This is a genomic window from Stenotrophomonas sp. STEN014 (assembly GCF_056760315.1).
On record NZ_JBRREN010000001.1, the window covers coordinates 441,296 to 461,362 of the forward strand.

Here is a 20,067-nt window from a genome sequence, read left to right on the forward strand (position 1 = left end):
TATTGGGTTGATGTGAAACGCGCCCCCAAGCAGTAGGGTTATGCTCGGGGCGAGCACCCCAGCGGAAGGCGTGCAATGACAGCGAAAACGATGCAGATAACCGGTAGTCCCCGGAGTCCCCTCATCCCGCCAGCAGGCGCGTAACCACGCGGCTGTGCGTCGTCGTCGTTGCCGCCCGGCCCGCCGGGGAAGAGCCAAATCGCGCCCCATGGCGCCTTGAAGAGAATTTCCATAATCATGAGCACGGTGCGTCTTGAAGTGGTCAGCAATCAAACCAAATCGGACCTGATCCCTCTGCAGCCTGCCTCGCAGGACATCTGGGAAAAGAAGTACCGCCTCACGACCAAGGCGGGTGAAGCGCTGGATGCCGATATCGACGGCACCTACCAGCGCGTGGCCCGTGCCCTGGCCGATGCCGAAGCCAGTGACGAGAAGCGCGCCTACTGGTACGAGCGTTTCGTCTGGGCGCTGCGCCGCGGTGCCATCCCGGCCGGCCGCATCACCTCCAATGCCGGCGCGCAGGAACACAAGCCGGCCACCAGCACGATCAACTGCACCGTGTCGGGCACCATCACCGACTCGATGGACGGCATCCTGGAGAAGGTCCACGAAGCGGGCCTGACCCTGAAAGCCGGCTGCGGCATCGGCTACGAGTTCTCCACGCTGCGCCCGCGCGGCGCCTTCGTAGCCGGCGCCGGGGCCTACACCTCCGGCCCGATGTCCTTCATGGATATCTACGACAAGATGTGCTTCACCGTGTCCAGTGCCGGTGGCCGCCGCGGCGCGCAGATGGGCACCTTCGACGTGTCGCATCCGGACGTGAAGGATTTCATCCGCGCCAAGCGCGAGGACGGGCGCCTGCGCCAGTTCAACCTGTCGCTGCTGATCACCGACGGTTTCATGGAGGCGGTCAAGACCGATGCCGACTGGCCGCTGGTGTTCCCGTTCAACACCAAGGAACACGGCGACATCGACCTGGCCAAGGCCGAGGACGTGGTCTGGCGTGACTGGCCGACCCACGAGAACTACATCGTCCGCGACGATGGCCTGGTCGCCTGCAAGGTCTACGGCCACATCCGTGCCCGCCACCTGTGGGACATGATCATGGTCTCCACCTACGACTACGCCGAGCCGGGTTTCATCCTGATCGACCGCGTCAACGAGATGAACAACAACTGGTGGTGCGAAAACATCCGCGCCACCAACCCGTGTGGCGAACAGCCGCTGCCGCCGTACGGCGCCTGCCTGCTGGGCTCGGTCAACCTGACCAAGTTCGTGCGCGATCCGTTCACCGACAAGGCCAGCTTCGACTGGGACGAGTACAAGGAAGTGGTGCGCGTGTTCACCCGCATGCTCGACAACGTGGTCGAGGTCAACGGCCTGCCGCTGGAGCAGCAGCGCAACGAGATCATGCGCAAGCGCCGCCACGGCATGGGCTTCCTCGGCCTGGGCAGCACCATGACCATGCTCCAGATGAAGTACGGCTCCAAGGAATCGTGCGAATTCACCGAAGCCATCGCCCGCGACATGGCCGTGGCCGGCTGGGAAACCGGTCTGGAACTGGCCCGCGAGAAGGGCGCCGCGCCGATCATGGACGAGCAGTTCACCGTTACCGCCGCGATGCTGCGCCAGCGCCCGGAAATGAAGAAGGACGGCTGGAAGGTCGGCCAGGCCATCGCCGGCAAGGTGCTGCACGCCAAGTACAGCCGCTACATGCAGCGCATCGCCACGGTTGCTCCGGAACTGGTCAAGGAACTGGCCGAAACCGGCGCGCGCTTCACCCACCACAGCTCCATCGCCCCGACCGGCACGATTTCGCTGAGCCTTGCCAACAACGCCTCCAACGGCATCGAGCCGTCCTTCGCGCACCATTACAGCCGCAACGTGATCCGCGAAGGCAAGAAGTCCAAGGAGAAGGTGGACGTGTTCTCCTTCGAGCTGCTGGCCTACCGCGCGCTGGTCAACGCCAAGGCCATGCCGTTTGCCGAAGACGCCGACGCGCAGCTGCCGGAGTACTTCATCAGCGCCGACGACATCTCACCCAAGGAACACGTGGACGTGCAGGCCGCCGCGCAGAAATGGGTGGACAGCTCGATCTCCAAGACCGCCAACGTGCCTACGGATTACCCGTACGAGCAGTTCAAGGACATCTACCGTTACGCCCACGAGCAGGGGCTGAAGGGCTGCACCACGTTCCGCTTCAACCCGGCCGCCTTCCAGGGCGTGCTGGTCAAGGAAGCGGACCTGGAAAACACCACCTACCGCTTCGAGCTGGAAGACGGCTCCACGGTGGAGGTCAAGGGCAACGAACAGATCGAGTACGACGGCGAAATGCACACCGCCGCCAACCTGTTCGATGCCTTGAAAGAAGGGTATTACGGCAAGTTCTGAGTAATGTCCCGGCCGTCCCGCCGCTGCGGCGGGGCGGTGACGCGATGGTCGCCGCCATCGGGTTGTACCGCGTGAGTTCCACGTTGCATCGGCTTCGAGATAGCATCGCCCACGTTACAGACCCGACGCCCTGAGGAGGGCTTTATGAGCAATGGTAATGGTGTGACGGCGACCGTTTCCCAGGTTGTCGAGACTGTGAAAGAAACCACCGCCCATCTGGGAGACAGCCTGGCGGTCACCGCCAGCGACGCTGTTGTCGCAGTCAAGGCCCGCGCCCGCAAAGCCGAGGCCGGCGCCAAGCAGCAGGTCGCCAAGGTGAAGAAGGCCGTGGCCAAGGCCGAGAAGGTCGTCGCCAAGAAGGCGGCCGCCGCCAGCAAGGAAGTGAAGAAGACCGTCTCCTCGGTACGCAAGAAGCTGGAAACGGCCAAGGTCAACGCCCAGGCCGAAGCGGCCGCGCTGAAGAAGCAGGGCGCCGGCAAGCGCGCCGCGGCCAAGAAGGCCCTGGCCAAGGTCGAGAAGACCGCGGCCAGCAAGGCGGCCTCGGCGAAGAAGGCGGTCAAAACCGCCGAGAAGAAGGTCGCCAAGGCCGTGACCAGGAAAGCCGCTGCCACCAAAAAGGCAGTGAAGGCCACCGAGAAGAAGGTGGCCAAGGCCGTGGTCAAGAAGACCGCTGCCGCCAGGAAGGCGGTGAAGACCGTCGAGAAAAAGGCGGTCAAGAAGGTCGCCGCTGCCAGGAAGGCGGTAAAGACCGTCGAGAAGAAGGCCGTCAAGAAGGTCGCCGCCGCCAGGAAGGCGGTAAAGACTGCCGAGAAAAAGGCCGTCAAGAAGGTCGCCACCGCCAAGAAAGCGGTGAGGAAAGTTGAAAAGAAGGTCGTCAAGCAGGCCGCGGCCGCCAAAAAGACCGCTGCCAAAAAGGCCGCGACCGTGAAGAAGGCGGTCAAGAAGGCCGTTCGCAAGTAAGTCGCACCGCGCGCCCCGTCCTCACCGCGAGGACGGGGTTGCTGCCGCATACCCCGCACCACCACGCATATCCAGGACACGCACCATGGCCGTCAAAATCGACAAGAAAATCAAGGGTTACTCCGTCGTCACTCCGGACGACAAAGCCCGGGAAGCAGCGGCCAGCGCCCCGGTTGCCGTGGTCCAGGACGCCACCCCGCTGGACAACATCGTGCACATGCACGAGCGCATCGAGCGCCCGGAAGTGCTGATCGGCAGCACCTACAAGATCAAATCACCGCTGGTGGAGCACGCTTTCTACGTGACCATCAACGACATCGTGCTCAACGCCGATACCCAGCACGAGCTGCGCCGTCCGTTCGAGATCTTCATCAACTCCAAGTCGATGGAGCATTTCCAGTGGATCGTGGCGCTGACCCGCATCATGTCGGCCGTGTTCCGCAAGGGCGGCGACGTCACCTTCATCGTCGATGAGATGAAGGCCGTGTTCGACCCGAAGGGCGGCTACTTCAAGGCCGGTGGCGTGTACATGCCGTCGCTGGTGGCCGAGCTGGGCTTCATCGTCGAAGAGCACATGAAGTCGATCGGCCTGCTGCACGATCCGGAAATGAGCGCGCACCAGCGCGCCATGATCGCCGAGAAGCGCAAGCAGTTCGAGGAACACTCAAAAAAAAACGCTGAAGCCGTAACCGTCGCGGTTGCCGCCGTGGAAGCGGGCGAGGACGCCAGTGCCGACAACGGCAGTTTCCCGGCCGCGGCGACCATGTGCCACAAGTGCAGCACCAAGGCGCTGGTGGTGATGGATGGCTGCCAGACTTGCTTGAATTGTGGGTATAGCAAGTGCGGGTGATGCACTAAGGAATCAATTGGCCAAGCTTAATGCTTGGCCTTTTCTTTAATCAGGGAAGTGATTGATGGCTCGGAATACTGTTCTGCGAATGGCTGCGCTTAATATAGTTGTGCATCCGCATCCCGAAGGTACCTACGAACGATTGATTCGATTCGTTCAGCGCAGACATTTAGTCGCAAAGATACATTCGGATCGTTATGGAATGATAACGCAAGTTTGGGACTCCCCTCGGGCTGATGCGCCAGGAGTTCACGGTGTGATATCCACCTTCGTACAATTTGACGCAGCACAATCGTGGTTAGATTTGGAGACCAACGAGGAGGCATCGGAGGACGAACTGAACAAGATCGAGCTTCCGGCCAATCTTCGTCCTGGCTTGAAGCGCTGCCGATTTGTTCTGGACGAAAAGACTCACACATTGGCTTTCGATGTGGAGGCAGCTAAGGGGGGAGTGGGTCCTGCCTCGATGCTCAAATTTTTAACGCAACTTTTCGATTTGCCAAAGGTGGTTAAGGAATTTGGTCCTGTAACGGTAAGGCCTGTCACGGAGGAGAATAGCGTCGATAGCGTTTTCCTTCTCGATAATATTAGTGAGATCTACATTCGCTCAAATCGTCCTAACCCGGGTGACTTTGATACGACGCCATATGAGGATTTAAACAGGTTCTTGCTTGAGCAATCTGCTGATCGTTTAGAGCAGCGCATCTCATCTGCTGATCGGACGTTGGAGCCGAACGGTGCAACACTTGCTCTTGCGCGTGTTGCAGACGAGAACGGCTATGTTGAAGTTAAAGGTGTTAATGATGACGGGCAGATCGTTAAGCGGTCGACCCAAGACAGTAGGCCATTAATTGCAACAACTGCCTATAATGCGGATGTTGTGGATGATATTAGTGCTCAGTACAACGCTATGAGCGAAATTTCCGGATCGGTTAGAAGGCGCAGAAGGCGGGTTTAATCATGGAAGGCGACTCGGGAAAGCAGTGGGGTGACTTTAAAGAGACGCTAAAGACTTATTTCAAAGAGTACGGTGGGGTTCCTGCGCTCCGGGCTAGTCCTTTTTTTCGAGCCTCTGTGCTGATGTCATTAATTGTGCTTCCTGTATGGGCTTCAGGGCGCGCGCCTGCACTTGCTATAAGCGTGGTCCCTGGTCTGTTAGGCTTTTCCATCGCAGCGTTTACGCTGTCGCTCGGTATTGGAAGCGATAAATTTCGAATTTTGTTGGCTGTCGACTTCGGGAGTGGGACGTCTGCAATGAAGGAGATGGCAAACGCTTTTCTCCATTTCATGATTCTTCAAGTCGCGGCCTTGCTTCTTGCAATTCAAGTTGGATCAGGCCACGTTGCGTTTGTGCTGAATGTCATAGGTATTTCCTGGGAGCAGCTGCCGCTGGCTGCTCAAGTTATATTATTATTAATTAGAGCGGCATTGGGCTGGCTCGTTGCATTGCTCGTTATTTACTCTTTGGTCTCCACGCTTCCGGCAATGCTGCACGTCTATAGGGCGTCACAGGCGTTCCGGAATTTTGCGCAATCGCAGTTTTCTGTGGAATTTCCGAATGCCAAGATTAAGGAGAAGTAGCGGGATCAGGTTTACTTCTTGGCGGGAATAGAGGGTCAGGTTCGATTGTTCGATCTGGCCCTTTTGTTTTGGCGATGGATCAAGGTCAAAGGCTTCCGTCTGCTACGCAGCCGGGTTCCTTTTGTTGCGTCAAAAGGAACCAAAACCGCTTCCGCCGGACGCATGCCGATGCGGTATAGCCGCATCGGTGCCCTGCGCTCCTCGCGGATCGGGGCGGCGCGGAACTCGCTGCGCTCAAACACCCGCACCTTCTTCCCCCGATCCACTACGGTGCTCGGCATGCTTTGACGGCTCGGGTGGATCAAAAGCTGAAATCAAAAGCGGCTCTGCTCTTGAGTCTGCTTTTCGCTTTTGACGCTCATCCCCGTAGAGCATGGCCAATGACGGGCGCTGATACCCGAAGGGCGACGCGCAGGAGCGCGTCGTTTTTCACCGCTACACGGATGTGCCGTCGAAAAATGCGCCGGGCATTGGCGAACCCGCGCATCGCGCGGGCATGCGTCCGGGTGTGCTTGACCAGCACGTAGCCCGGGTAAGCGACGCGCACCCGGGGTGTTCCCCGATGGCAACGTGCGGCTTTCCCGGGTGCGGCCCGGGCCTTACCCGGGCTACCGTTGGTCGCGTGATGGAGCGGAGTGGCTCGGGATGGTGCGGAACCCGCTGCGCTCAGCGCCGCTCCTTTTCAGCGGCCCATTGAACCGCCGAACTACCCGGTTGAGGCTTCCAGCTGCTCCGTTGAGGCTCCTAGCCTATCCGTTGAGGCACTTAGCCTGACGCGTGAGGCTTTTAGCTGAACGATTAAAGCTTTTTGCTACTCCCGTGAGGCTTTTAGTCTATCGGTTAAGGCTTTTGGCTGAACGATTAAGTCTTTTAGCTTGTCCGTTAAGGCTCCGAGCTACTCCGTTAAGGCTTTTTTCTTGCCGGTTGAGGCTTTCAACTGCTTCGCCAAGTTTCCGTGCGGGTCGGCAGGGCTTTGGGCGGGTCCGGTGACGCGCCAGGCTGTCAGGCGCGTAGCCCGCGTAAGCGCCGCGCACCCGGGTGGTTTCCCGATGGCAACTTGGGGCTTTCCCGGGTGCGGCCCCGGCCTTACCCGAGCTACGGTGAAAAACCAAAAACAGGGGTCAGAGTCGATTGTTCGATCTGGTCCTTTTGTTCTGGCGGTGGATCAAGGTCAAAGGCTTCCGCCTGCTGCGCAGCCGGGTCACTTTTGTCTTGGCAAAAGTAACCAAAACCGCTTTCGCCGGACGCATGCCGATGCGATGAAGCCGCATCGGTGCCCTGCGCTCCTCGCGGATCGGAGCGGCGCGGAACTCGCTTCGCTCAGACACCCGCGCCTTCTTCCCCGATCCACTGCGGTGCTCGGCATGCTTTCACAGCTCGGGTGGATCAAATGCTGAAAGCAACAGCAACAGCAACAGCAACAGCAACAGCAACAGCGCGTAGCCCGGGTAAGCAAAGCGCACCCGGGAATTTCCCTCGATGCATACATTGGGACGCCCCCGGGTGCGGCCGGTGGCCTTACCCGGGCTACGTCGCTGTATGGATGCCAGCGGGATGTGAGTCTGGGCCGCTCTCCGCCGTTTGCTTTTCAGTTTGTGCTTTTGCGGTTGACGTTCAATCCCGTAGAGCATGGCCAATGACGGGCGCGGATACCCGCAGGGCGACGCGCAGGAGCGCGTCGTTTTTCGCCGGTACATGGATGTGCCGTCGAAAAATGCGCCGGGCAGTGGCGGACCCGCACATGGCGCGGGCATGCGTCCGGGTGTGCTTGACCAGCCATTCGGCTGTTGGGAAAGCGTCTCTTTTGGTTACTTTTCTTTGCACAGACAAAGAAAGGCCCTTCAACAGCCGAATGGCTGGTCAAAGTGACTCGCGCACCGCAGGTGCACGAAAGCTTTTCTGCCTTGGCTTTTCAAGATCAGAGGCGAGAACAAAGGTTTCCACACGCCGCACGTACGGGCCCCTTTGACCAGCGCCCAGCCCAGGTAAACGACGCGCACCCGGGGCATTCCCCGATGGCAACGCGCGGCTTTTCCGGGTGCGGCCCGGGCCTTACCGGGGCTACTGTTGGTCGCATGATGGGGCGCGGAGTGGCTCGGGATGGTGCGATACCGGCGGAACCGGGTTGCGGGCGGTGCCTATTTCTTTACGGTGACTCTCCGCGATCGGCGCGACGACGCATTGGTACGGCATGTCGATCTTCTGCGGGCATCCTGGCAGAAGGCACGTTCGCGCATTCCACACACGGTTGTGGCTGCTGTTGTGCTTCCCGACCACTTGCACGCCGTTATCCGCATGCACGAGACCGACGCGGACTATTCGCGGCTCTGCCAGGAGATCAAGAAGGGGTTCACCCGGCGTTTGCGGAACGCGGGGCCGTCACCGTGGCAGTCGCGCTTCTGGGAGCACACGATCCGCGATGACGATGACCTGCGTGCACACGTGGACTATGTGCATTTCAATCCGGTAAAGCATGGGCTGGTCACGCGCGTGGTTGATTGGCCGTACTCCTCGTTCCACCGTTACGTGCGTGATGGCGAGTTGCCAGCGGATTGGGGCATGGGCGCGATCGCATCACCGGTGCACGTCGGTGAGCACGCGTAGCCCGGGTAAGCGATGCGCACCCGGGGCTTTCCTCCAACGCAACGTGACGGCTTTCCCGGGTGCGGCCGCTGGCCTTACCCGGGCTACTAAAAACAGGGGGTCAGAGTCGATTATTGGCTCTGGCCCTGGGTTTCCGTTCTGTCCGTCTTAGACAGGTGCCGCTTCACTGGGCTTTGGCGCGGCCAAGCAACGCATAGAGCCCTATCGCACCAAAGGTGGCGCAGCCGATGCCGCCGAGCGCGAACTCGCCGAACTTCAAGGTGAACTCGCCGGTGCCGAGGATCAGGGTGATGGCCGCCACGATCAGGTTCTTGGTGTCGGAAAAATCCACCTTGTTGTCGACCCAGATCTTGGCGCCGGCGATGGCGATCAGACCGAACACCACGATCGACACCCCGCCCATCACGGGCAGCGGGATGGCCTGGATCAGGGCGCCGAACTTCGGTGAGAAGCCCAGCGCGATGGCGATCAGTGCCGCGACCAGGAACACCGCGGTGGAGTAGATGCGCGTGGCGGCCATCACGCCGATGTTCTCGGCGTAGGTGGTCACGCCCGTGCCGCCGCCGGCAGCGGAGACTAGGGTTGCCACACCGTCACCGATGAAGGCGCGGCCCATGTACTGGTCCAGGTTCCGGCCGGTCATGGCGGTCACGGCCTTGATATGGCCCAGGTTTTCGGCCACCAGGATGATCACCACCGGCACGATCAGCAGCATGGCGCGGGTGCTGAAAACCGGCGCATGCAGGGACGGCAGGCCAAACCACGGGGCGGCGGCGATGCCGCTGACATCGACGGGTTTGCCCAGCCCCAGGCCGTTGGTCAGACCGGCATAGATGCCGCTGGCCACGATCAGGCCGATCAGGATCAGCAGGCGCTGCAGCATGCCGCGGGTGAACACCGCCACCAGCGCGACCGACAGGAAGGTCACCGCCTGCATCCACGCATCGAAGTTGTTGGCGGCCATGGTCTTGATGGGAATCGAGGCCAGGTTCAGGCCGATCACGGCCACCACCGCGCCAGTGACGACCGGCGGCATGAAGCGTTCGATCCATCGCGTGCCCACCGCGTGGACCAGCACGCCAGTGGCGATGTAGACCAGGCCACAGGCCATGATGCCGCCCAATGCCAGCCCGATATTGGCGTTGGCCCCCTGGCTGGCCACATAGCCGGTGGCCACGTTCACCACGCCGATGAAGGCGAACGACGAGCCCAAGTAGCTGGGGACCTTGCCGCCGGTGATGAGGAAGAAAATCAGGGTGCCGACACCACTCATCAGCACGGCCAGATTGGGGTCAAACCCCATCAGGATGGGCGCGAGCACCGTCGAGCCGAACATGGCTATCACGTGCTGGATGCCCATCAGCCCCGTTTGCGCCCAGGGCAGGCGCTCGTCGGGTCCGATGACGCCGCCGTTCTGCAGCGCGGCGGGGGACTTTTCGGTCCACGAGAACATGCCCATCTGGTTTGCATCCGGAGAAGTGCTGGGCTGATTGTAGAGGCCGGGCGTGCCCACGGAAATCGGAAGAAAACCCCGCTGTCAGAGTCAATTATTCGCTCTGCCCCGCTGGTTTTGACGAGAGCTCACGTTCAACGGCTTTCGCCTGTTGCGCGGCCGGGTGCATTTGACCGGCCATTCGGCCGTTGCAGATCGGCTGACGCGGCAGAAGTCACCTGCCGGGCGTGGCGATGAGCGGCGACGCCGGCTCGAAGGATGAGCGCCGCAGGTCCGAATCAAACCGCTTCCGCTGGATGCATGTCGATGTGATGGAGCGGCACCGGTTCCCTGGGCTCCGCGGATCGCGACGGTGCACAGGTTGCGGTGATGTCTTCAATGGCGGCGTCTGTCATCACTGTCTGCATATGGACGGTCGGCGAGGATCGGGTTTCCCTCAAGTGGAGAAACGTGGATGACCACACCCGAAGAGCTTCAGGAAAAACTCTGGAAGACCCTGGCCTCCGACCGTACCGTGCTGCTGGGTGTGCCGGGCAGTCACCACGGCGCGCCCAGGCCGATGACCGCCCTGGTGGAGGGAGAGCATGGCCCGGTATGGTTCTTCGCCGGCCGGCCCAATACGCTGGCGGACCTGGCCCGGACGGGGACGGCGGCGCAGGTGCTCGTGGTGGCCAAGGGGCATGAACTGTTTGCGACCATCAATGGCACGTTGAGCGTGCACAACGATCCGGCCATGATCGAGCGCCTGTGGAACCCGTTTATTGCCGCGTGGTTCGAGGGCAAGGATGATCCCACGCTGGTACTGCTGCGCTTTGATCCCGCTGATGCCGAGGTCTGGAAGAACGAGAACAACCTTCTGGCCGGGATCAAGATGATGCTGGGTGTGGACCCGAAGAAGGACTACGCCGACAACCAGGCGCACATCAATCTGCATTGATTGATGCACGGGGAATAAGCGAGGGATTGAATTCCCATCCCTGTCGGGTCCATGGAAATGGCTGCCACACGGCAGCCATTTTTCATGGGTAAGACATGGGCCGTATAACCCGGGGCAGCGTCGATTTTTTCAATGGCTCTTCTGTTTGGGTGATGGTTCAAGGTCCAAGGTTTCCATCTGCTACGCAGGCGGATGGCTTTGATCCGCCACCGGGCTTTTAGAAGAGCGTTGCGACACGTGCACGGCTGCTGCGCGAACGCTCTTCCGTCGTTTTGCAAATAGTGGCTACCCGGTCACGGCTTTAGGCCGGTTCGGTGGTGCTCCGGCTTGTCCGGTGGGGAGGATTCTGAGGCGGGTCGCTGTGGTTTCAGGCAGGGCGGGAACGGGAGCAGACCACTATTAAAGGTTTCCCGCTCGCTGCCGTTACCGGCAGCGCCTTATGGCCGATCTCTTTCTTTCCGGATTTCATATTCATGTTCAAACCCACTGTCCTCGCCCTGGCCGTTGCGTTCTCTGCCAGCCTGGTTGTCCCCGCCGCCGCCGCGGCCGCCTTTGACGACGTGAGCGTCGGTGCCGGCGTGTCCACGCTGGGCTATGGCGTGGACCTGAATTCGCAGTTCACCGAGCGTTTCTCCGCCACCGTGGGCTACAACTCCTTCACCATCGACGGCGACGAGAACACCGATGACGTCCGCTACCAGGGGGATCTGAAGTTCAACAACGCCACCGTCAAGCTCAACTGGCATCCGCTGTCGGGCGGCTTCCACGTCTCGGCCGGTCTGGTGGTCGGTGATATCCGCGCGGCTGTCACCGGTACCCCGCGTGCCGGCGGCGTCTACGAGTTCAACGGCGTGCAGTACACCGCCGCCGATGTGGGCCAGCTGCGTGGCCGCGTGGAAATCAAGGACAGCGTGGCGCCGTATGTGGGCGTGGGTTACCGTTCGCGCGGTGAAGGCCTGGGCTTCTACGCCGACCTGGGCGTGATCTCGGCCAAGACCAGCGTCAGCCTGGCCGCCACCGGGCTGGCCGCCGATCCGCAGTTCAAGGCCGATCTGGAGCAGGAGCGCCGCGAGCTGGAAGACAAGATCGATCTGAGCGTGTACCCGGTGCTGGGTCTGGGCTTGGTCTACCGTTTCTGACCGCCGCGCGCCTGCGCGGGCCGGTACCAGGGCCAGGCTGATGCTTGGCCCTTTTTTTTGTGTGGCGGCGATTGCTGGCGCGGCCACCGCGCCGCAACCGGCGCGAAGGTGGCAGACGGTATCTGTAACTGTGATCTGCATCGATGGGCGCCGATGTCCTGCATTGCCTATGATCGGCAGTCCATCAAGACACAGGAGTGCAATGTGCGACAGACAGGGAAATGGGTGGGGCTGATGGTGGTCATGGTGGCGGGACTGTCTGCCTGTTCGGAGCCGGAGCAGCCGGCGCTGGCAACGGCCCCGCTGACGCTGGCACCCGCGCCGGTGGCGGAAGAGACTGCCGCCACGGGCCCCGCAGTGGCCGCGGACACCGCCACGGCGGGCGCGCGGCGAGCCTGCATGATCGCCGGCACCATCACCGTCCTCGGCGAGTCGATCCGCTCGCGCGATTGCATGCAGATCGCCGGCACCAGCACCGAGCAGGACCTGACCCGGGCCTGCGAAGGGCTGGCCGATGGCCTGAAGCAGGCCGGCAGCGCACCGGCCGAGGTGACCTATATGGAGGCCTGCCCGTCGCCCTCGCAGGGCGTGTGCCGGAACATCTTCGGTGGCAGGTTCGACGGCCACTACTACGAGCGCACCGCCGACAGTCTGGAAGGTCTGCCGCAGAGCTGCAGCATGGGCGGCGGCACCTGGGTGGCCGGATGAATATGGCCGTTTGAACCGGGCCGGTTGATTCTGGCGGAACCAGCAGGGCCGGCCGCGGGTTTGCGCGCCGGCCTTTTTTCTTTCGGTGGCATGTTCGCCGGGCAGCGGCTGGAGGAGGCATGCGGCGGGCACCTCAGCCTGGCCGACTGCGCGGTCGCGCCACTGCTGCTCTCCCCCGCCTGGGCCGATCCGATCAGCAACCGTTATCCGTTGTTGCGCGGTCGCTGGCACGCCCGTCCTTCGCCCGCGCGATGGAGGAGGCACGACTGCCGGCACCTGTTCCCGCCGGGCTTGCCGGAGCGCGACTGCGCGCGTGCTTTACGCCGGCAGCGAAGGCGGGCGGCGCGCGGCGTCCTGTCCGGTGGTCGCCGGCAGTTCCCCGGCACCGGTCTTGATCCAGCGTCCGTCCTGGCGCGCCTCCACCTGGAAGCGGGCCCAGTGCTGGAACTGCGCCGGACTGGCCTCGCCCTGTTGGCCGCAACCGTCGCCGGCGACGATGCGATACGAAAGACGGGTGGTGGGGATGCCTGCCGCCGGCAGCGCGAGCACCTGGCGCACGCTCCACGTGCGGCCCAGCCGGCCATTGCTGTAGCAGCGCCCTGCCTGGATCCGCGCCGGGTGCAGCGACACGCGCTCGGCATGCTGCTTGGCCAGTTCCAGCAGCTCGGTGAGGTTCTCGTCGGTGATGTCGACAAAGGAGTTGAGCTGGCCGATGGCGGCGTGGAAATCCTCCTGGGTCAGATCGAAATTGCGCTGGGCCGGACTCACGCTGGGCAGGGGCTGCCGGCGGCGGTGCAGATGGGCCGGATAGCGGCGCCAGGCGAAGCAGGCGTTGAACAGCACCGCCGCCAGCAGGATCGCACCGACATTGATCGCCACCGGCGTGAGCAGATAGTGGTAGCCCAGCGCATGCACGTCGCTGCCGCCGATCACCGCCGCCAGGGCGGTGGCGCCACCGGGCGGATGGATGCAGCGCAGGTAGTGCATTGCCGCCACCGCCAGTCCGACCGCGAGTGCGCCGGTCCATACCTGGCCGGGAAACAGCTGCTGGCAGCTGACGCCGATGAACGCGGGGACCAGGTGCCCGGCCAGTACCGGCCACGGCTGCGAAAGCGCACCGTGCGGTACCGCGAACACCAGCACCGCGGTGGCACCCATCGAGGCCAGCAGCAGGGTGCTGCCCGGATGGCCGTCAAAGCCGTGCGGAAAGCTCCAGTGGGTGAGCTGGTAGACCGCCAGCAGGCCCAGCAGCGCGCCCAGCGCGGAGATCCACTTTTCGCCATGACGGGTCTGGTTGCGTTCAATACCCAGCCAGCTGCGAAGCGGCGGGAGCGGTGTGGGAGAGGATTTCATCGGCGCAAAGCGGTAGCAGGTGTCGCCCGTATTTTCAGGCCACAGGGGCTGGCCGCACTACACGCAATGCGGCGATTCGGGCGTCGGCTCATGGCGATTTCTTCGCTCGATATGCCTGTGGTGGCCATGTATGGACAGCTGCATCCTGCCGGCGTGACTTATGCCATCACCGGTGCGCACCTAGACTGTGCGCCTGCGCCGCACCGCGGCTTTACCGGATGCCCCATGAAAACCCACGGTTACGCCGCCTACGATCCGACCTCGCCGCTGGCGCCTTTCACCTTCGAACGCCGTGCGCTGCGCAGCAACGATGTGGCGATGGAGATCCTGTACTGCGGCGTCTGCCATTCGGACCTGCACACCGCCCGCAACGACTGGGGCTGGAGCTATTACCCGATCGTGCCGGGGCATGAAATCGTCGGCCGGGTGATCGAGGTCGGTGCCGAGGTCAGTCGCTACAAGGTGGGCGATCATGTCGCGGTCGGCTGCATGGTCGACAGCTGCCTGGCCTGCGACCAGTGCGACAGCGGCCAGGAGCAGCTGTGCCGCAACGGCATGACCGGCACCTATGCCGGCGCCGACCGCATCAGCGGCGAGCCCACCCAGGGCGGTTACGCCAAGCATCTGGTGGTGCGCGAGGAATTCTGCCTGCGCATGCCGCAAGGGCTGGACCTGGCGCGCGCCGCGCCGCTGCTGTGCGCCGGCATCACCACCTGGTCGCCGCTGCGCAGCTGGAACGTGGGCCCGGGCAGCCGCGTTGGCGTGATCGGCCTGGGCGGTCTGGGCCATATGGCGGTGAAGCTGGCGGCCGGTCTGGGCGCCGAGGTCACTGTACTGAGCCGCAGCCCGTCCAAACAGGCCGATGCGCTGGAACTGGGCGCCGGCCGCCTGCTGGTCTCCAGTGACGAGGCGGCGATGGCCGCGGCCGCGGCCTCGTTCGATCTGATCATCGACACGGTGCCGGTCAAGCATGAGCTGGACCCCTACCTGCCGCTGCTGGATGTGGACGGCACGCTGGTGATCGTGGGCCAGGTCGGGCCGATGGGCCAGATCAACTCCGTGCCACTGCTGCTGGGCCGCCGCTGCATCGCCGGTTCCCTGATCGGTGGCATCCGCGAGACCCAGGAGATGCTGGATTTCTGTGCGGAGAAGAACATCCTGCCGGACTGCGAAATGATCCGCATGGACCAGATCAACGAGGCCTATGAGCGCATGGAGAAATCCGATGTGCGCTACCGCTTCGTCATCGATATGGCCTCGCTGCCGCAGTGACGAGAACCCATCGTGGCGGCGCACGTGCGCCGCTGCGGGCGAGGGCGTAAGGTACGCGCCCTGCAAGCCGCGCTCCCGCGCGGCGTGGTTCTGGATGATGGTGATGGATCAATTCGACCGTGAGCACCTGTGGCATCCCTACAGTGCGCTGGGCGGCCCGGTGCCGGTGCTCAAGGTCGCCCGTGCCGATGGCGTGTTGTTGCAACTGGAAGACGGTACCCGCCTGATCGACGGCATGGCCTCGTGGTGGTGCGCGGTGCATGGCTACAACCACCCGGTGTTGAACCAGGCCGTCATCGGGCAGCTGGGAAAGATGTCGCACGTGATGTTCGGCGGGCTCACCCATGAGCCGGCGATCGCGCTGGGCAAGGCGCTGCTGGAGATCGTGCCGGCGGGGTTGGAGGCGATCTTCTACGCCGACTCCGGTTCGGTGTCGGTGGAGGTGGCGCTGAAGATGGCGGTGCAGTACCAGGCCGCACGCGGCAAACCCTGCAAGAACAACATCGCCACCACCCGCTCCGGTTATCACGGTGACACTTGGAACGCGATGTCGGTGTGCGACCCGGTCACCGGCATGCATGGCCTGTTCGGTGCGTCGCTGCCGGCGCGCTGCTTTGTGCCGGCGCCACGTACGGGGTTTGACGAACCGTGGGATGAGCGTGATATCGCGCCGGTCGCGCAACTGTTCGCCGAGCGCGCTGACACGCTGGCGGCGTTCATCATCGAGCCCATCGTGCAGGGCGCCGGTGGCATGCGCTTCTATCATCCGCAGTACCTGCGCGAGCTGCGGCGGCTATGCGACGCGCATGACGTGCTGCTGGTCTGCGACGAGATCGCCACCGGCTTCGGCCGCAGCGGGCGGCTGTTCGCCTGCGAGCATGCCGGTATCAGTCCGGACATTCTGTGCATCGGCAAGGCGTTGACCGGCGGTTACATGACCCTGGCCGCGACGCTGTGCACGCGTGCGGTGGCCGAGGGCATCGCCGGCGGCGAGCCGGGCGTGTTCATGCACGGCCCCACCTTCATGGCCAACCCGTTGGCCTGCGCGGTGGCGGCCGCCTCGATCCGGCTGCTGCGGTCGCAGGACTGGCAGGGCACGGTGGCAGCGATCGAGCACCGCCTGCACGAGGGGCTGGCGCCGGCACGCGCGCTGCCGCAGGTGGCCGATGTGCGGGTGCTCGGTGCGATCGGGGTGATCGAGCTGAAGGCGCCGCTGCGGCTGGAACGCATCCAGCAGCGCATGCTGGAGGCGGGCATCTGGATCCGCCCGTTTGGACGGCTGGTGTATGTGATGCCGCCGTATGTGATTGAACCGGCGCAGCTGCAACAGCTGTGCGAGGGCATGGTGGCGCTGGTGGCCAGCCTGCAGGACGAGGATATGCGCGCATGAACGGCAAGGTGGTATTCGTCAGTGGCATCGATACCGATATCGGCAAGACCGTGGTCACCGGCTGGCTGGCGCGGCAGTGGCTTGAGCAAGGGGACAACGTCATCACCCAGAAGCTGGTGCAGACCGGTTGCGTCGGTGCGTCCGACGACATCCTGATGCACCGCCGCATCATGGGCTGTGATCTGTTCGAGGAAGACCGCGATGGCACGACGATGCCGGTGCTGTACGCCTATCCGGCCTCGCCGCACCTGGCCGCGCGGCTGGAACAGCGCGAGCTGGATCTTGCCGCGATCGAACAGGCCACCGCGCGTTTGCGCGCGCGCTATGACACGGTGCTGGTGGAAGGTGCCGGTGGCCTGATGGTGCCGCTGACCGCGCAGCTGCTGACCATCGACTATGTGGTCCAGCGCGGCTGGACGGTACTGCTGGTGACCTCCGGGCGGCTGGGCAGCATCAACCACACGCTGCTGTCGCTGGAGGCCATTGCCGCGCGCGGCATCACGCTGCACGGGGTGGCATGGAACTGCCGCGACGACAGCGATGATGAAGTGATCGCCGCTGACAGCCGCGGTTTCATCCGTGCGCATGTGGCGCGCCATTTTCCGCAGGCGCAATGGTACGAGGCGCCGCGGCTGGAGCTGGCCTGACGGCCGCGGCGCCCCGGGGACGCGCTTGCCATTGGCGGCAACGCTGGGTATATGAATGGATCATGTCTGCGGAAGGAGCCCTCTGATGACGTTCGCATTTCCCGCGTTTCACGAACACATCCTGCCCGGTGCACATACTGTCGAAGCCGTGGAAGCGGCCATGCGCAAGGCCGGCTGGCAGGATATCCGCCGCCACGGCAGCACCGTGATCGCCAAGGTCGGGCTGAATCTTTTCTCGTTCGGTGAAACCGTGGCCATCACCCTGGCACCGGGCCACGCGGTATTCCGCAGCACCTGCATCCTGGCCACGCAATGCCTGGACTGGGGCAAGAACCGGCGCAATATCGACACCCTGCTGGCGGCACTGCGCGCCTGATTGCACGGGTACCCGGGGCCGGCGACCCTGCGCCGGCTCTGCTCGTTCCGTCTTAGAATCGGCCCTCAGACGATTCGGGAGGCGGTATGAGCATTCTGGGCTTCATCAAGAAAGAGCTGATCGAGATCATCGAGTGGACCGATGACTCGCGTGACACGCTGTCCTACCGCTGGCCGGACGAGGACCGCCAGATCAAGAACGGCGCGCAGCTGATCGTGCGCGAATCGCAGATGGTGCAGTTTGTCGCCGCCGGCCAGTACGCCGACCTGTTCGGTCCCGGCAAGCACACGCTGAGCACGGCGAACATCCCGGTGCTGTCCACCCTTCTGGGCTGGAAGTACGGCTTCGAGGCGCCGTTCAAGTGCGATGTCTATTACCTCAATACGCGCCTGTTCACCGGCAACAAGTGGGGCACCGCCAACCCGGTGATGATGCGCGACGCCGATTTCGGCGTGGTGCGTCTGCGTGCGTTCGGCACCTACGATTTCCGCATCATCGATCCGCCGAAGTTCCTCAAGGAGGTGGCGGGTACCGACCAGAATTTCCGTCTGGACGAATTCGCCGACACCATGCGTTCGCGCATCGTCAGCGTGTTCACCGAGGCACTGGCCAGGGCCGGTGTGCCGGCGCTGGATGTGGCGCAGCGCTATTCCGAACTGGGCGAGGCGCTGCTGCCGATCATCAATCCGGCCATGTCCGGCAAGTACGGCATCGAGATCACCAGCTTCGTGCTGGAGAACGTGTCGGTGCCGCCGGAAGTGGAACAGGCCATCGACAAGCGCTCGAGCATGGGCGTGATCGGCAACCTCAACGACTACGTCAAATACCAGATGGGCCACGGCATGGGCGAGGGCGGTGAAGGGGCCGCTGCCGCCGCGGTGCCGGCGCAGATGGCGATGGGCTTTGGCATGGCGCAGGAAATGATGCGCGGCATGCAGGGCACCGCACCGGCCGCTGCAGCGGTACCGCCGCCGCTGCCGGCCGCCAGCACGGAAGCACCGGTGTTGGACGTACTCACCCCCGAGCAGGCCGCGCAGACCTTGTCGGTGTCGGTGGAGGACGTGATGGCGGCCATCGCCACCGGTGAACTGAAAGCGCGAAAGATCGGCACTGCCACCCGCATCGCCCGGTCGGCACTGGAAGAGTTCCTGCGCGGCGGATGAACAACGCAACGGTTGGCAAACATCCCTGTCCCGAATGCGGCGGGGATCTGCAATGGAATGCCGGCAAGCAGGCGCTGGCCTGTCCGTACTGCGGCACCTTGGTGCCGCTGGCGCAGGCCGCCGACGGTGTGGGCGATGGCAGTGCCGGTGTGGTCGAACAGGACCTGATGCAGGCGCTGGCGCGGCTGCAGGCGGCCGAGCGCACGCAGCCTCCACCGCTGCCGGCGGAGCAGGCACGCCCGGGCGGTGTGCTGGGCCTGCTGCAGAGCATGGCGGCCACGCCTGCCGCGCAACGCGGCTATGGCGCGCAGTCACGCGAAGTGCAGTGCCAGAGCTGCCATGCGATCTCGGTATTTGTCGCCGGCAAGGTGGCCGACCGCTGCGAGTTCTGCGGCTCGCCCTCGATCATCGATCACCAGTCGCTGGGCGATGCGATCACCCCGCAGAGCCTGCTGCCGTTCAAGATCAGCGACGGGCAGGTCCGTGATGGCATCCGCAAGTGGTACGGCACGCGCTGGTTCGCGCCGAACCGGCTCAAGCGTGCGGCGTTGACCGATACGCTCAAGGGCGTGTACCTGCCGTACTGGACGTTCGATGCGCAGGTGTCCGCGCGCTGGACGGCCGAGGCCGGCTACCACTATTACGTGACGGTGAGTTACCGCGACTCCAACGGCAATACCCGGACCCGACAGGAGCAACGCACGCGCTGGGAACCGGCGGCGGGCTCGCTTCGGCATTTCTTCGATGACGAGCTGGTGCCGGGTACGGTCGGGGTGCATATGGCGCTGCTGCACAAGATCGGCCGCTTTCCGACCACCACCGATCTGAAGGCCTATTCGCCCGAGTTCGTGCGTGGCTGGACGGTGGAGCGTTACCAGGTCGATCTGCGCCAGGCCGCGCAACAGAACGTGGCGCAGATGCAGGCGCAGACAGAAGCGCTGTGCGCCGAGCAGGTACCCGGTGATACACACCGCAATCTGCAGGTACAGGCCGATTACAGCGCCCGCACCTTCAAACACATCCTGGTGCCGGTGTGGCTGGTCAGCTACACCTATGGCGCGCGCAGCTACCAGGTACTGGCCAACGGCTACACCGGCGAGATTGCCGGTGAGCGTCCTTACAGTGCGTGGAAGATCTTCTTCGCGGCGGTGACCGCTGCGCTGGCGGTGATGGCATTGCTGTATGTGCTGGGAAATCTCTAGGCCTGCCGGTTGCCGGGATGAGGCTGGCTGCGGCAGCGACC

19 protein-coding genes are annotated in these 20,067 nt (G+C 63.4%); 17 read left to right on the top strand and 2 right to left on the bottom strand.

Annotated elements, in window-relative coordinates; all coding sequences use genetic code 11:
- The first annotated feature begins 237 nt into the window (after positions 1-237).
- From ACVOMC_RS01785 to ACVOMC_RS01820, 8 genes are all read left to right on the top strand, one after another.
- Positions 238-2,391, top strand: a complete 2,154-nt coding sequence (locus tag ACVOMC_RS01785; protein WP_481522607.1) for an adenosylcobalamin-dependent ribonucleoside-diphosphate reductase — start codon at positions 238-240, stop codon at positions 2,389-2,391.
- Between the two features lie 144 nt (positions 2,392-2,535).
- Positions 2,536-3,351 (top strand): histone, encoded by an 816-nt coding sequence (locus ACVOMC_RS01790; RefSeq protein ID WP_481522608.1) that lies wholly within the window; start codon positions 2,536-2,538, stop codon positions 3,349-3,351.
- 85 nt (positions 3,352-3,436) lie between these two features.
- Positions 3,437-4,201 (top strand): TSCPD domain-containing protein, encoded by a 765-nt coding sequence (locus ACVOMC_RS01795; protein ID WP_481522609.1) that lies wholly within the window; start codon positions 3,437-3,439, stop codon positions 4,199-4,201.
- Positions 4,202-4,289: 88 nt separating this feature from the next.
- Entirely contained in the window at positions 4,290-5,159 is an 870-nt protein-coding gene (locus ACVOMC_RS01800; RefSeq protein WP_481522610.1) for a DUF4747 family protein, read from the top strand.
- 2 nt (positions 5,160-5,161) lie between these two features.
- The gene (locus ACVOMC_RS01805; RefSeq protein WP_481522611.1) at positions 5,162-5,782 is read left to right on the top strand and encodes a hypothetical protein; all 621 of its coding nucleotides are present in this window, start codon (positions 5,162-5,164) and stop codon (positions 5,780-5,782) included.
- A 45-nt stretch (positions 5,783-5,827) separates the two neighbouring features.
- Positions 5,828-6,070 (top strand): hypothetical protein, encoded by a 243-nt coding sequence (locus ACVOMC_RS01810; protein ID WP_481522612.1) that lies wholly within the window; start codon positions 5,828-5,830, stop codon positions 6,068-6,070.
- Between the two features lie 843 nt (positions 6,071-6,913).
- A complete protein-coding gene (locus ACVOMC_RS01815) occupies positions 6,914-7,045 on the top strand; it encodes a hypothetical protein (RefSeq protein WP_481522613.1) in 132 nt (43 codons plus the stop codon).
- Positions 7,046-7,882: 837 nt separating this feature from the next.
- Complete coding sequence (locus tag ACVOMC_RS01820) at positions 7,883-8,386, top strand: REP-associated tyrosine transposase (RefSeq protein ID WP_481522614.1); 504 nt, start codon at positions 7,883-7,885, stop codon at positions 8,384-8,386.
- 163 nt (positions 8,387-8,549) lie between these two features.
- Here ACVOMC_RS01820 and ACVOMC_RS01825 read toward each other — a convergent pair whose 3' ends face one another.
- Positions 8,550-9,845 (bottom strand): solute carrier family 23 protein, encoded by a 1,296-nt coding sequence (locus ACVOMC_RS01825; protein WP_481522615.1) that lies wholly within the window; start codon positions 9,843-9,845, stop codon positions 8,550-8,552.
- A gap of 448 nt (positions 9,846-10,293) precedes the next feature.
- On the opposite strand from ACVOMC_RS01825, the gene ACVOMC_RS01830 reads away from it, so the two are divergent.
- The 3 genes from ACVOMC_RS01830 (at position 10,294) to ACVOMC_RS01840 (ending at position 12,623) form a co-directional block, all read left to right on the top strand.
- A complete protein-coding gene (locus tag ACVOMC_RS01830) occupies positions 10,294-10,776 on the top strand; it encodes a pyridoxamine 5'-phosphate oxidase family protein (RefSeq protein ID WP_481522616.1) in 483 nt (160 codons plus the stop codon).
- A gap of 473 nt (positions 10,777-11,249) precedes the next feature.
- Positions 11,250-11,915: a hypothetical protein gene (locus tag ACVOMC_RS01835; RefSeq protein ID WP_481522617.1), complete on the top strand. Its 666-nt coding sequence runs from the start codon at positions 11,250-11,252 to the stop codon at positions 11,913-11,915.
- A gap of 246 nt (positions 11,916-12,161) precedes the next feature.
- The gene (locus ACVOMC_RS01840) at positions 12,162-12,623 is read left to right on the top strand and encodes a hypothetical protein (RefSeq protein ID WP_481522618.1); all 462 of its coding nucleotides are present in this window, start codon (positions 12,162-12,164) and stop codon (positions 12,621-12,623) included.
- Between the two features lie 318 nt (positions 12,624-12,941).
- On the opposite strand, the gene ACVOMC_RS01845 is transcribed toward ACVOMC_RS01840, so the two are convergent.
- Complete coding sequence (locus ACVOMC_RS01845) at positions 12,942-13,976, bottom strand: HPP family protein (protein ID WP_481522619.1); 1,035 nt, start codon at positions 13,974-13,976, stop codon at positions 12,942-12,944.
- A gap of 225 nt (positions 13,977-14,201) precedes the next feature.
- On the opposite strand from ACVOMC_RS01845, the gene ACVOMC_RS01850 reads away from it, so the two are divergent.
- From ACVOMC_RS01850 to ACVOMC_RS01875, 6 genes are all read left to right on the top strand, one after another.
- A complete protein-coding gene (locus ACVOMC_RS01850) occupies positions 14,202-15,248 on the top strand; it encodes an NAD(P)-dependent alcohol dehydrogenase (RefSeq protein WP_481522620.1) in 1,047 nt (348 codons plus the stop codon).
- 103 nt (positions 15,249-15,351) lie between these two features.
- Entirely contained in the window at positions 15,352-16,638 is a 1,287-nt protein-coding gene (gene bioA / locus ACVOMC_RS01855) for an adenosylmethionine--8-amino-7-oxononanoate transaminase (protein WP_481522621.1), read from the top strand.
- A complete protein-coding gene (gene bioD, locus ACVOMC_RS01860; RefSeq protein WP_481522622.1) occupies positions 16,635-17,285 on the top strand; it encodes a dethiobiotin synthase in 651 nt (216 codons plus the stop codon). Before bioA ends, bioD begins: the two co-directional genes overlap by 4 nt.
- An 85-nt stretch (positions 17,286-17,370) precedes the next feature.
- Positions 17,371-17,661: a hypothetical protein gene (locus tag ACVOMC_RS01865; protein ID WP_054660358.1), complete on the top strand. Its 291-nt coding sequence runs from the start codon at positions 17,371-17,373 to the stop codon at positions 17,659-17,661.
- Between the two features lie 86 nt (positions 17,662-17,747).
- A complete protein-coding gene (locus ACVOMC_RS01870) occupies positions 17,748-18,824 on the top strand; it encodes an SPFH domain-containing protein (RefSeq protein WP_481522623.1) in 1,077 nt (358 codons plus the stop codon).
- Positions 18,821-20,026: a TFIIB-type zinc ribbon-containing protein gene (locus ACVOMC_RS01875; protein ID WP_481522624.1), complete on the top strand. Its 1,206-nt coding sequence runs from the start codon at positions 18,821-18,823 to the stop codon at positions 20,024-20,026. The genes ACVOMC_RS01870 and ACVOMC_RS01875 overlap by 4 nt, the downstream gene beginning before the upstream one ends.
- Positions 20,027-20,067: the final 41 nt, after the last annotated feature.